The following is a 12,675-nucleotide window of genomic DNA, read 5'->3' as shown; positions in this document are numbered from 1 at the left end:
GCGCCGAGATAGAAAGAATGAGAATGAATATTATCAATGATCGTAATGCCAAGACCCTGTATCACTACCAGGGCGAACTAAAGCACGGAAAAGGCTTTCACCCCAAGACCGTGGACGACATCCTTCGCCACATCTGGCAGTTCGAAGGACGCACCGGATCGATCGATTTCCGGTCGGTGACGCGCAAGATGATCGAGGACTTCAAGGACGAACTCATCAGCCGGGCCGAAAAGTCCGGCAAGGAGGGCCTTTCCGCCTCGACCATCGTGCACACGTTCGGCAACCTGAAGGCCTTCTTCACCTGGCTTTCGACCCAGGACGGCTACAGAAAGACCATTACTGCCCAGCTCTACAACCACTTCAGCGCACCGCGCCATCTGGTGGAGATCGCGGGAGCGGCAGCGCAGAAGTTTGTCCCGAGCGTCGAACAGTTGCGGAAGATGTTGCAAGTGATGCCGGCCAGTTCGCCGGCCGAACGGAGGGACCGTGCCATGGTGGCGGGTCTGGTCCTGTTTGGCGTCCGCGACGGTGCACTGATCTCGCTCCGCCTGAAGCATGTCGATATCGAGCGCAAGCAGGTCTTCCAGGACGCCCGCGAGGTGAAGACGAAGTTCAGCAAGACGAGCATCGTCGACTGGTTTCCGATCGGAGAGGACTTCGAGCGGATCGTAACGGACTGGATCGGTGAACTCAGGAGCATGGGCGCCGGTGACGATGCCCCTCTCTTTCCAACGGCACCGTTCAAGCCGTGGATGGGCCGGCACAGCATCGAGCTTGAGTTCCTGACCACCGCCGCACCCGTCCGGCAGGTCCTGCGCAAGGCGGCAGCAGCAGCTGGCATTCCCTACTTCAAGCCGCATGCCGTTCGCTCGACCGTCGCCAAGCTTTGCGACGAGTGGGCCTCGTCACTCAGGGACATGAAGGCGCTCAGCCAGAACCTCGGTCACGAACAGGTCAGCACGACCTCGAAGTACTACGGGGATGTCGAGCCTGACGTGAAGCGGGAGCTGTTTCGCAAGATGCGCGACAAGCAGAGGAACCCGGGCGCGCGCGATATCGGCGAGCTCGCAGAGCGCGTCAGCCTTGAAACGCAGGATGTGGTTCGCAAGATCCTGCAGATGGCGCTCGACAAGCACTAGCGAAAAAACAAGCGCGGCGGCAAGGTTCTTGTCGCCGCGTCCGACGCCCGGGAAGTTGATCGCTCCGGGGCATGCCGGGCCCAGCACGCCGCCTTCGAGAGGCTCCCTTGTCCCTGGGACCAGAGCCAAATATCTATCATGGTATCGAAGGCTGGTCCATGACAGTACGACGCAACCGTTTTCTCGACAGTCGCTCCCATCCCTCCCGCGACTGCAGACCTCCTATCCCCCAATCCGATCGAGGTTCCTATTCTCCAGCCGGCTGAGACGGAGGAGCATTGAGTTCGGCTCGTGCCGTTCTCCTGTGGGCGAGGAGCTTCCGCTGCATGATGCCTTCCAGGTACCTCCGCGACTGCGGAGGTACCGGAGCCAGGGATGCCGGCACCTGGCTACTCCAAGGTATATCTCCGCGGGTGGGGAGGAACCCTCTTCCGGATCCTGCAGCGGCACAATCCGCAGGATCTATCTCCGTGGGTGCGGAGGAACCCGTCGGCGGCGCTCCAGGGCGGCCTCCAGACGGGGTCTATCTCCGCGGGTGCGGAGGAACCGCGATCCGACCATTCTTGCAGATTGGCGACAAGGGTCTATCTCCGCGGGTGCGGAGGAACCCGAGCCGGCAGACTTCTTCCTGTCCGGCGGTGGGGTCTGTCTCCGCGGGTGCGGAGGAACCCTGAGCGTCATAGTGGCCGGAAGCGGCTCGAAGGGTCTATCTCCGCGGGTGCGGAGGAACCTAGTGACCGTCGGCGCGATCGACGCCGTGGACGGGTCTATCTCCGCGGGTGCGGAGGAACCCGTCCTGGAACACGCCGGCAAGGCTGAATTCGGGGTCTATCTCCGCGGGTGCGGAGGAACCGCAAGCGCCGATGTCCCGGGCAAATCTGCGCAGGGTCTATCTCCGCGGGTGCGGAGGAACCTCTCGCGGGCGCCCACAATCACCATCTCACAGGGGTCTATCTCCGCGGGTGCGGAGGAACCCAGCCGCCGTTCGATTGGCGCCCCGTCGTCTGGGGTCTATCTCCGCGGGTGCGTAGGAACCGCATAAGCGCGTGTCGACTGAAAACCTGACGAGGGTCTATCTCCGCGGGTGCGGAGGAACCGCCGCTAGACTTCGGATAACCGGTGCTGGCGGGGGTCTATCTCCGCGGGTGCGGAGGAACCGAGCTCGGGGGGCGGATGGACTTGAACAGTGAGGGTCTATCTCCGCGGGTGCGGAGGAATCCGCCTCTGCCTTGCGGAGACAGGGGACAACCTGGGTCTATCTCCGCGGGTGCGGAGGAACCTCGATGACATAGTCGGGCGGGAACCCTTGCGCGGGTCTATCTCCGCGGGTGCGGAGGAACCCGGCGTTGTTCCGCGATACTGCGGTAGGGGTAGGGTCTATCTCCGCGGGTGCGGAGGAACCGAGCTTGGGGGGCGGATGGACTTGACCAGCGAGGGTCTATCTCCGCGGGTGCGGAGGAACCCGCGACAACCGCTTTCGTTCAGGCCGCCCTCGGGGTCTATCTCCGCGGGTGCGGAGGAACCTTGCTGATCGGATTGTCGGCAATCTCGAACCAGGGTCTATCTCCGCGGGTGCGGAGGAACCTGCGCATAGCGCTCGTCCTGCGTCGGCGGATAGGGTCTATCTCCGCGGGTGCGGAGGAACCATGAACGATCCGACCAGGACCTTCCAGTCGTAGGGTCTATCTCCGCGGGTGCGGAGGAACCCGGCGCCCCGGGCGGTAAGGCCCGCAAGCAGCGGGTCTATCTCCGCGGGTGCGGAGGAACCAAACAAACACCCTGGCAGCGTGTCTTTGCCAAGGGTCTATCTCCGCGGGTGCGGAGGAACCCGATTGCGCATATGCTTCGCGCATTAGCGGAGGGGTCTATCTCCGCGGGTGCGGAGGAACCATGACGGACGCGCACTTCTTGAGCTTATCTGGGGGTCTATCTCCGCGGGTGCGGAGGAACCACGTCGTACCGCGTCACTCGGCTGTTGGCCGGGGGTCTATCTCCGCGGGTGCGGAGGAACCATCGAGCTGGCCATGATGGCCCTCGCGGAACAGGGTCTATCTCCGCGGGTGCGGAGGAACCAAAACCACAAAGGCCGTCATCGCGCCGGAGGAGGGTCTATCTCCGCGGGTGCGGAGGAACCAGGGGAAAGCATGAAACGACGTGGCTTCCTTGGGGTCTATCTCCGCGGGTGCGGAGGAACCCCGGTAGCGGCGGCAGTGCTTGGCGGGTTGCCGGGTCTATCTCCGCGGGTGCGGAGGAACCCCGGCCCATAGCGCTGGCGACCTGGTCATTTTGGGTCTATCTCCGCGGGTGCGGAGGAACCGGCGCTCAACCATGACGGTCTTGGCATCAGGAGGGTCTATCTCCGCGCGTGCGGAGGAACCGCGCCGGCAAGTCAACGGCCACGCGCTTTCTCGGGTCTATCTCCGCGGGTGCGGAGGAACCCGCTTCACAAAACGCCTCCGCGGCGCAGATCAGGGTCTATCTCCGCGGGTGCGGAGGAACCGGAGGCGGCGAGTGGGATGTCACGCTCGAAGAGGGTCTATCTCCGCGGGTGCGGAGGAACCCGGTTCCGGCGCGACATAGGCGTTTGCCATGCGGGTCTATCTCCGCGGGTGCGGAGGAACCGACGATCCGCGACCGTCCATCGCCCGCGGTTGGGGTCTATCTCCGCGGGTGCGGAGGAACCCTTGGGCTCTTTGGCCTGACGGGCTGGAGATCGGGTCTATCTCCGCGGGTGCGGAGGAACCTCTAGCGGCGGGTGGTCGGGGATAGGTCAAGCGGGTCTATCTCCGCGGGTGCGGAGGAACCTATGCGGAGGGCGCCGGAATGGCAGGCGTCGGGGGTCTATCTCCGCGGGTGCGGAGGAACCGTGACGCGCCGTGCCTTCGCCGGCCCCTTGGAGGGTCTATCTCCGCGGGTGCGGAGGAACCTATGTCGAGATCGATTCCGAAATCCGTGCCGAGGGTCTATCTCCGCGGGTGCGGAGGAACCTCTGCGCCGGCTGCTGTGCGGAAGGCTGCGCGGGGTCTATCTCCGCGGGTGCGGAGGAACCAACGCCAAGGCCTATTACGCGGCATGGGTCGAGGGTCTATCTCCGCGGGTGCGGAGGAACCGCCATGATCCAGCCGCCGGCACGGTCTGGCGTGGGTCTATCTCCGCGGGTGCGGAGGAACCGTGAACATGCCGATCAGCGCCTTGCGATCGTAGGGTCTATCTCCGCGGGTGCGGAGGAACCTCTCACCACCATGGGCTTCCGTGGGCGGGGTCGGGTCTATCTCCGCGGGTGCGGAGGAACCAGGCCCTTGTTCGCTGCGGCGAGAACCGTGGTGGGTCTATCTCCGCGGGTGCGGAGGAACCTGGTTGCCGACGCCAACCAATCCGCCGACAGAGGGTCTATCTCCGCGGGTGCGGAGGAACCTGCAAGGCCATGCTTGGCGATGCGCTCGCCGAGGGTCTATCTCCGCGGGTGCGGAGGAACCCTTCGCCCGCTGCTCGGCGTGGATGGCCACAAGGGTCTATCTCCGCGGGTGCGGAGGAACCTCCTCGACGAGGCGCGAAAGCCGTTCTTTCAAGGGTCTATCTCCGCGGGTGCGGAGGAACCTGCCCTCGCCACCTTGAGACACCGCATCACGCGGGTCTATCTCCGCGGGTGCGGAGGAACCACGCGATTAATGGCGGCGGGGGGCCTCAGATAGGGTCTATCTCCGCGGGTGCGGAGGAACCGCCCGTGGAGGAGGAGACAGACGACCACCTGCGGGTCTATCTCCGCGGGTGCGGAGGAACCCTTGAAAGCGCGGGTGACTTCGGCCTTGATCGGGGTCTATCTCCGCGGGTGCGGAGGAACCCCATGAACAGCGCCTATCACACATTCATCACCGGGTCTATCTCCGCGGGTGCGGAGGAACCCAGACCTGCGCCTTCACCAGCATACGGTCATAGGGTCTATCTCCGCGGGTGCGGAGGAACCTCGATCAGCTTTGCAAGCATGAGCGAGGGCGAGGGTCTATCTCCGCGGGTGCGGAGGAACCTTTGCCTGTTGCGCGGCGACATCGGCGGCAAGGGGTCTATCTCCGCGGGTGCGGAGGAACCAATGCGCAATACCCGTCGTGTCGATCTCGTAAGGGTCTATCTCCGCGGGTGCGGAGGAACCGCTGAGAGCTTTGGCGGAGCCATGGGGCAAGAGGGTCTATCTCCGCGGGTGCGGAGGAACCGACATACGATCAGGCGGTCACGATTTCGGCAGGGGTCTATCTCCGCGGGTGCGGAGGAACCTTGTTCAAGATCGAGGCTCGCATTCATCTTTTGGGTCTATCTCCGCGGGTGCGGAGGAACCTGCTCTCTTGCCTTCGGCGAAAGACCGTCGAAGGGTCTATCTCCGCGGGTGCGGAGGAACCCGTCCCACGAAGATTTTGAAGCGTAGGAACAAGGGTCTATCTCCGCGGGTGCGGAGGAACCTCAACCATCTGGGGTGTTGCTCCTGATAGCTGGGGTCTATCTCCGCGGGTGCGGAGGAACCGGTCGTGCCTCCGTCCGGCTCCATCTTCAGGAGGGTCTATCTCCGCGGGTGCGGAGGAACCGGAAGAGCCTTTCCATAGGCGTTGAATTCGCGGGGTCTATCTCCGCGGGTGCGGAGGAACCCTTCGGCCGTGGCATGCGGCGATCCGCGACCAGGGTCTATCTCCGCGGGTGCGGAGGAACCCAGGAGGAAGCGATGAAGACATGGCATGCATTGGGTCTATCTCCGCGGGTGCGGAGGAACCACGGCGAACACGGAAAGCCATTCGTATCTTGAGGGTCTATCTCCGCGGGTGCGGAGGAACCTATCCGGCATGGGCGACGCCGTTCTTCAGGACGGGTCTATCTCCGCGGGTGCGGAGGAACCTGAACGGTGCAGGTTGACGTAATCGATTGATGGGGTCTATCTCCGCGGGTGCGGAGGAACCATGAACGCGCGGTTGGAGATCAGGTCGAAGTGGGGTCTATCTCCGCGGGTGCGGAGGAACCATCATCGCCGAGAGCGTGTCGACGCCGGCGGGGGGTCTATCTCCGCGGGTGCGGAGGAACCGACCACATGCGCTCGTCGTCATCGGCGAAGATGGGTCTATCTCCGCGGGTGCGGAGGAACCACGCAAAGCTTCAGCTAGGCAGCAACATTAAGGGGTCTATCTCCGCGGGTGCGGAGGAACCCGCTTCACGAATGGTTGGGTATTTCCGATACCGGGTCTATCTCCGCGGGTGCGGAGGAACCCTTACGTCTGGTCTTATCAAGATCGCGCTTAAGGGTCTATCTCCGCGGGTGCGGAGGAACCCTGAAGAACAAGGCAAGCCTGGCTTATGAAGGGGGTCTATCTCCGCGGGTGCGGAGGAACCCGAGGCTCTTGCGCGGCGTCTCGCGCTCCCCGGGGTCTATCTCCGCGGGTGCGGAGGAACCTCGAGCGATCCCGACTGCGCCTTCTTCGGAACGGGTCTATCTCCGCGGGTGCGGAGGAACCTCTTGTATCCAAGTGCATGATTATATGGACAATGTCAAAGATCGGTCAACGCTCAGATGTTGACGGTTGCGATAGAGCGCCTCACCAACAGCATGGCATCATGCGCAACAATCTGCTTGGGCGGTTCACCCAGCGTGGCAAGTCCAAGTCCGCCATGGGACGTGCTGTCGGCCCAAGTCATCACGATGCTGCCCTGCCGCAACTGGCCATACCAATCCACCATGACATCCCAGATACGGCCGCGCACGCCGGCACTCATCCGGGGATGCGCATAGACACCGGCGGACAGTTCCAGCATGATCGAACCGAGGAAGCCCCGATAGCGGGCTTCCACATCGCGGGTCATGATCACCACCATCGGCATCAGTCTTCGTCTCCACCCGGCGCATCGATTTGGCCGATCTCGGGGGCCACCAGAAGCTTGATCCGGTCGATCATCGAAGGAATGACGTCTCGCTGGCGGAAAAGCCTCGCAGCTCGCCGTCGCGTCAGGCGTTCGACTGGTTCTCCAGCCTTCAGTGCTTCCTTGGCGGCCCCGAAGGCAATGTCCAACGTCACGTCGTGGCGGTATAGATCGGCGATATCGAGCACGAAGGACTGGCCGGAATCTTCATGCACGAAACCCAGTTGCGGAATGGCGCCGACGCTCGCCACCGCAACCGCTGCGGCGGCCCGCATGGCGCTCGCGGCGTGGTTGATCGCCTGATTGGGCACGTCGCCTGAATTGGGATTGTAGCGGTCGTAGTTACGCCCTTTCCAGAGTACGCCGTGACGCTCTGCAGCAAGTTGATAGCTACGTTTGATGCGGGCGCCTTCCTGCCCACGCAACACTTCGATATCGCGTGTGCGCACGATTTCATCGAAACGGATGGCATACATGGCGCGCGCCACCTCCATGCGCTTCATCGGGTCCGCCCAGCGGCGCACCTGCTCGCGGGCCAGCGTAGAGGTATCGGGCATAAGGGGAGGGGCGGTATAGACGCGCACCCCGCCCTCGCCGATCGCCGCCAGCGCACAACCGTGCCGCGCCAGCAGCCGAAGCGCATCATGCGTCACGCTGGAACCCGGACCCAGCAGAATGATCGAGAGCGCCTGGTGGGGGATCTGGTAGTCGCCTGCGGCAAGCTCGCCACCGCCGGCGGTCACGAAGCGCAGGCAACCGTCTTCCACCTCCAGCCGTCCACGGTCCAGCCAGACGAGACCGTGCCGGTCGGAATGCGGAATGCGCGCCTTCTCCAGCCCCAGGCGACCGATCAGCATGTCATGAACCACCGGGACGCAGCAGCAGCATTCCGAAACCATAGGCCGTGTGACGCCCGACGCCCGATGCCAGCAGTTTCTGAAACGCGTCTCCCTCCGTCACCGTCAGTTCGCCATGAAAGGTCGCGTCCGGTCCCTCGGAGATCGCTTCGGTTCCGTTTCGATCGCTGCGCTGAACCCTGTCGCGTGCAAAACGGGCCATCGTCGTCGCCTGCCGGTCGAGCACGGCGGCGCCTTCGAAGCGTTCTGCCAGCCAATCGAGATAAACGCCTTCCCGGGAAAGTTCACTCGCGTTCGCATCCTCCGGCAAACCGTCCGGAAACCGCCGTAATCGAGCAATCAGAAAGGCATCCACTTCACTGCCTTTCTTCATCGGGTCGTGCCGATCCTCGCCCTTCAGCCGCCGCCGGTTTTCTTCACGGCTCCAGCCCTCAAGCGGTTTGAAAAGCCTTCGAACGGGCCGCACTCTGAGATCGAAGGCGAGACGCCTGCCCTCGCGCCAGTTGCCAGGCATTTCCTTCAGGGCCAGATGTGACGTTCCCAAGGCGGTCGAGAGCTCAGGCGCCGCTAGCTCCAGATTGTCCCTCAACACTTCTGCCGGCGTCTTGCTATAGGCATAGAGCGTCGCTCCATGACCTCCGGATGCCGGCATCAGCCGGAAGGGCTGCAGCAGGCTCTTGCCGAAGGTTTCGCTGAGGAAATGGTGTAGGGCGCGGCCTTCGTCTGCGCCAAAGCCGCGAAATGCCGCCAGCCGGCGAAATGCGCGCAGATCGACCGGCAGGCTTGCCAGATGCAGCGCGCTCATGGTGCCACCTCTTCCAGCGTCACGAAGCCCTCGACAACCCTGCGATGACCGCCATGTAGCCCGCTTCGCCAGTTTCGCAAGTCCGGCAGGTCGTAGATGCGGGCCACGGCCTCTCCGTCCTCTGGTCCTTCTCCCGGCGGCCAGAAGGCACGCAGTGTGCTTTTCCGGCCTTGCCTGTCGGCTGCGGGCAGGCGCGCGAGCGCCGCGTAAGCGGTCGGGGCATGGAGGAGCCAGTCTTCGCGCCGCGCCGGCAGGATCGGCCGTGATGGAAGGCAGGGCTTGCGGCCGATGAAAAGCGGACGGGCCGGGCGAAAAAGCGCCTCGGCCAGGCGCTCCAGATCCGGTTCGCCATCGGCGGGTTCGAGCCGCACGGCGATCATCACGCGTGTATCCATGTGGTAATCCCGCTTGCGGCGATGCGGAGCGCCATAGCTTGCACCGTCGCGGCCTTCCACGATGCCCCATGTCGTCCAGCCGCGGTCGCCTTTTTCGAGCTGGGCGTTCTGTATGTCGGTGAGGGTGCCTGCCGGCATGTCCCGATCGATCCGGGCGGCAAAGACCAGCCGATCCTGCAGCGCCTGATGCCTCTGCGCTTCCGTGCGTGTCCAGCCGAGCGCATTGGCGAACAGACCTGTGAGCATGGAAGCTGCCGGAAAGTCGCGGGTGACGCCGATCTGGTCGATGACCACGCCGCCGAAGGCCAGCAGCGGCGCCTCGAGATCGAGGATCAGCCACTGCTTGTCAGTCATTGGCATCGGCCGCATCCTTCACCTGCTCGGCAGCCCAGGCCGCCAGATCCGAAAGGGGCGTTTTGTCGATGCCGGGCAACTGGCCCTCGATGCAGAGATGGCGGCGCGCCTCGCCCGTGGCATAGGCCTCCTCGAAGGCTGCCAGTTGCCGCGCCAGTGCGTCGCGCCCCTTGGCAAAACTGTGAACGACGGCCTCGCGATAGGCGGTCGACAGCGAGCGCGGCTGGCGGTCTCCCGCCTCCACCAGCATCAGCTCCGCCCTTCCATAAGGCGCCGTCGAACCGAGCTTGGCACCCGGAGAGACTTCCGCGATCAGATAGAGGAGATTGTGGACGACGCGGGCTGCCAGCCCGCGATCCTCGCCGCAATTCCTGATCAGCCCCGGCAGATCGATCACCACATAGCCGTAATAGAGACCGGAGGTCAGCTCGGTTTCCTGGATCGTATCGGCACCGCTGTCGTCATCATCCCGCTTCAGATCGTCGACGGCGGTAAAATAGTCGTCCTCGCTCTCGGCCGGATGAATGGTGAAGGCATGTGCCACATGCACCGGCGCGTCGATATTGGCGGCGGGATCGGAGGTGACCATGCGGCCAAAGAGTGCAGCGGTCAGGCCGCCCGGCAGGCTTGCACCCTCGGTCATCGCCCTGAAGTTCTTGTCCTTCGCCCAATCCGCAACGGCCTTTTCGGCAGCCTTGGCATCCGCCGTCGATGCGGCGATCTCATCGGCGCGCGCCGCAAGCCATGCGATTTCCGGCTCGCCAAGCAGCAGAGTCTGGCGGTTCCTTTTTCCTTTTGCGCCACTGTCGCCGTAGACGAGCTTCTGGAAAGCCGGTTCCAGCGCATTCACCACTTCATCGGCAAAACGGCCGCGCAGCGGCTTGATGACCTTCTCCGTCACCAGTTCGCGGGAGCGGAAGGAATCGACATAGCCGGCAAGCTGCTTCAGCGCGTGCGGGTCGCTCTCCGCCTTGCGCCAGCGGCGCTTGAGGCTCTGGGAGGAAATGCGGGTGCGGGTCGTGCCGCCATAGACGAGGCGCTTGGCCTGGCCGGTATCGTCGCGATTCAGCAGGGCCGCGGTATAGGTATGCAGAGTATGGATCTGCAGAAAACGGGGTTTCGTCATTTGTCTTCTCCCTTTGCCTCAACGGCAGCAATGCGATCGGATGCGTCGTAGTAATGCTTGGCGAGCTGGCGCAGCGGCCAGACCTTATCGACGAAGAGCAGATGGGCGATATCGACACAGTTCACGCCCTGTTCCATTTTTCGCGAGATGAAGCGCACAAGGCCTTCAAGCGCCTCGCCGCGTCGGGCAAAGGGCAGGGCCAGGAAGCTTGCCAGCCGCTTTTCCGAAAACTCGGCCTCGGCCAGCACCTTGCCGAGCGGTTCGCCGAGGCGATGAAAGGGTGCCCTCGCAGCGACGTCGCCGCGTGGCGCCAGCAATGCGAGGATTTTCACCAACTGCATGCCGGATGTATCGCCGCGAATGTCGATGTCGCGGATGAGTCGCCAGAATTCCAGCTCGCCCGGGCCGTCCACATCCATGCGGCGCAACCGCGCGAGCCCACCGGGGTCGAGCTGCATCATCTTGCCGACAAGAGCGGCGATGGTGGATTTCAGATCGTCATCTTGTGTCTCAGCGGCCTCAGGCATGTTCTGTCACCTCCCTGGCTTTGTGATCCGTGAACAGTTCGGGATAAGTTTCCCGCAAGTCTCTCGATCGAAGCGCCCGCCGCGCCCGCACCTCGCCTCTCAAGCGATAGAGGGAATGGCAGGGCATATAAGGCAGGAACTGCTCGAAAATCGCGTGCGTGCGGTCCCAGAGGCGGGAGGCGAAAGCGAGCGCTTCGGCCGTTCGGGCAGCCTCGTCCAACGCCTCCACCTCGAAACGTCGCCAGAGGTGCTCGAAGAAGATCGTGTCGGCGAAGCGGTCAAGTTGCGCACGGGCCGATGCTGTCAGCGAATAGCTGTCGCGGCTGATGCGCTCGCTCTCGCCGGACGCTGCGGCGAGTACCAGCGCATAGGCCAAGGCCTTGTCGAAACGGTCTATGGCCTTCGTCTGCTCCTGGGCGATCATCCTCAGGATTTCCTGCGATTGCGGATCGCCCCAGCCCCGCGTGATCTGCCGGCCTTCAAGAGGAACGATGCGCGAGCGAAAGCCGCCGGTCTTCGAATTGCCGCGTGCCAGCGCCTGGGCAACGATCGCTAGAGAACTTTGCGGCCCTTCGAAGGAGGCACGAGCGGCCAGAAGCGGCAGTACCCATTCCCCGGAAAACAGCAGTCTGGTCAGCGTCCGATAATCGAATTCGCCTTCATCCCCGATCGTCAGGCTCTTGTTTTCAGCCTTATGGACGGGCGCCCAGGGATCCTCCAGACTGCCTTTGGCCGATTTGGCCGCGATACGGGTCTCGCGCGATGTGCCCTTGACCGCCGTGATCCGCCCGTCGGCCTCCAAAAGCCGGACTCTGCGACATATTTCGATGAACCAGATGTCGAGATCCTTCAGTTGAAGCTGATCGCCCTCCGGCCAGGGTTTCAGCCATGTCAGGCCGATCCCGTCGTCCGGATAGGGCAGGGCGGTGTTTTCGAGAACGCGGTCACGCGTTTCCAGGAGAATCCGCAGATCCCGTCGAAACCAGGCGCCGGGCCGCACGGCTATGGTCTTGCCGGGTACCAAAGGTGCCAAGGTCAGCATGGCGCGGGAGGACGAGCCGCCATTCATGCGGACGATGCCCTGATTGCCGGCCCCGCCGTAACCCTCGCCGGTCTGCAGCGAGACGAGCGCAAACAGCCAATCCTCCGCCGTTCCGTCGCGCGCCATCATCTGTTTCAGGTCGTGGTTGCGCGAGGTGATCAGGAGATCCAGCCCATCGGCGGTCACGACGTCATTGCCGAGCCTCACGCCATCCGGCACGGCCGGCTGCAGAAAGGCGGGTTTCGACCAGTCGTCGACCACCAGACACCAGGCTTCGTCATCCGGGTAATCCCGTGTCAGGCCGCGCAGCAGCATCAGCCATTCGTCCTCGCGCTGCGGAATATCCTCCTGTTCGGCCTTGTGCAGCGCGAGTGCTGCCAGTTGCACCAGGAACATATGCCAAGCAGGCTCCTGATGGGGGCGAAGGGCCGGAAAGCCGTCGATTCCGTCGCGCGCCAGCGCCGCCAGAATACCGGGAAGGGTGAGGCTGGCGGACGGCACGACGGTGATGAGAGGCTCTCGCAAGAGATTCGTTCGG

The 12,675-nt window shown here is 63.6% G+C and carries 8 protein-coding genes and 1 CRISPR repeat array; of the genes, 1 reads left to right on the top strand and 7 read right to left on the bottom strand.

What is annotated here, in order from left to right; all coding sequences use genetic code 11:
- The first annotated feature begins 23 nt into the window (after positions 1 to 23).
- Entirely contained in the window at positions 24 to 1,139 is a 1,116-nt protein-coding gene (locus ACX93L_RS07700; RefSeq protein ID WP_459404317.1) for a tyrosine-type recombinase/integrase, read from the top strand.
- A gap of 397 nt (positions 1,140 to 1,536) precedes the next feature.
- Positions 1,537 to 6,628: a CRISPR direct-repeat array (repeat unit 29 nt; unit sequence GGGTCTATCTCCGCGGGTGCGGAGGAACC).
- 52 nt (positions 6,629 to 6,680) lie between these two features.
- Here the strand turns inward: ACX93L_RS07700 and cas2e are convergent.
- Genes cas2e through ACX93L_RS07665 form a run of 7 tightly spaced genes read right to left on the bottom strand, consistent with a single transcriptional unit; the run spans position 6,681 to position 12,662 of the window.
- Positions 6,681 to 6,992, bottom strand: coding sequence for a type I-E CRISPR-associated endoribonuclease Cas2e (gene cas2e, locus ACX93L_RS07695; protein WP_459404316.1), 312 nt, complete (start codon positions 6,990 to 6,992; stop codon positions 6,681 to 6,683).
- Positions 6,992 to 7,888, bottom strand: a complete 897-nt coding sequence (cas1e, locus tag ACX93L_RS07690) for a type I-E CRISPR-associated endonuclease Cas1e (protein ID WP_459404315.1) — start codon at positions 7,886 to 7,888, stop codon at positions 6,992 to 6,994. Before cas1e ends, cas2e begins: the two co-directional genes overlap by 1 nt.
- Position 7,889: 1 nt before the next feature.
- Entirely contained in the window at positions 7,890 to 8,693 is an 804-nt protein-coding gene (locus ACX93L_RS07685) for a type I-E CRISPR-associated protein Cas6/Cse3/CasE (RefSeq protein ID WP_459404314.1), read from the bottom strand.
- A complete protein-coding gene (cas5e, locus tag ACX93L_RS07680) occupies positions 8,690 to 9,448 on the bottom strand; it encodes a type I-E CRISPR-associated protein Cas5/CasD (RefSeq protein ID WP_459404313.1) in 759 nt (252 codons plus the stop codon). The genes ACX93L_RS07685 and cas5e overlap by 4 nt, the downstream gene beginning before the upstream one ends.
- Positions 9,435 to 10,568 carry a type I-E CRISPR-associated protein Cas7/Cse4/CasC gene (gene cas7e / locus ACX93L_RS07675; RefSeq protein ID WP_459404312.1) on the bottom strand — a complete coding sequence of 378 codons (1,134 nt, stop codon included), beginning with the start codon at positions 10,566 to 10,568 and terminating at the stop codon, positions 9,435 to 9,437. The genes cas5e and cas7e overlap by 14 nt, the downstream gene beginning before the upstream one ends.
- A complete protein-coding gene (locus tag ACX93L_RS07670; RefSeq protein ID WP_459404311.1) occupies positions 10,565 to 11,095 on the bottom strand; it encodes a hypothetical protein in 531 nt (176 codons plus the stop codon). The genes cas7e and ACX93L_RS07670 overlap by 4 nt, the downstream gene beginning before the upstream one ends.
- Positions 11,088 to 12,662: a hypothetical protein gene (locus ACX93L_RS07665; protein WP_459404310.1), complete on the bottom strand. Its 1,575-nt coding sequence runs from the start codon at positions 12,660 to 12,662 to the stop codon at positions 11,088 to 11,090. The genes ACX93L_RS07670 and ACX93L_RS07665 overlap by 8 nt, the downstream gene beginning before the upstream one ends.
- Positions 12,663 to 12,675 lie beyond the last annotated feature (13 nt).

Source organism: Rhizobium sp. CAU 1783 (assembly GCF_054551725.1).
Note: the sequence above shows the minus strand (reverse complement) of the source record. Positions and strands in the feature narration are given on the sequence as shown.

Bases quoted from the DNA above. Each gene is read 5' to 3' on its own strand.
- cas2e (WP_459404316.1), bottom strand. From the start codon at position 6,992: ATGCCGATGGTGGTGATCATGACCCGCGATGTGGAAGCCCGCTATCGG.
- ACX93L_RS07670 (WP_459404311.1), bottom strand. From the start codon at position 11,095: ATGCCTGAGGCCGCTGAGACACAAGATGACGATCTGAAATCCACCATC.
- cas7e (WP_459404312.1), bottom strand. From the start codon at position 10,568: ATGACGAAACCCCGTTTTCTGCAGATCCATACTCTGCATACCTATACC.
- ACX93L_RS07700 (WP_459404317.1), top strand. From the start codon at position 24: ATGAATATTATCAATGATCGTAATGCCAAGACCCTGTATCACTACCAG.
- cas5e (WP_459404313.1), bottom strand. From the start codon at position 9,448: ATGCCAATGACTGACAAGCAGTGGCTGATCCTCGATCTCGAGGCGCCG.
- cas1e (WP_459404315.1), bottom strand. From the start codon at position 7,888: ATGCTGATCGGTCGCCTGGGGCTGGAGAAGGCGCGCATTCCGCATTCC.
- ACX93L_RS07685 (WP_459404314.1), bottom strand. From the start codon at position 8,693: ATGAGCGCGCTGCATCTGGCAAGCCTGCCGGTCGATCTGCGCGCATTT.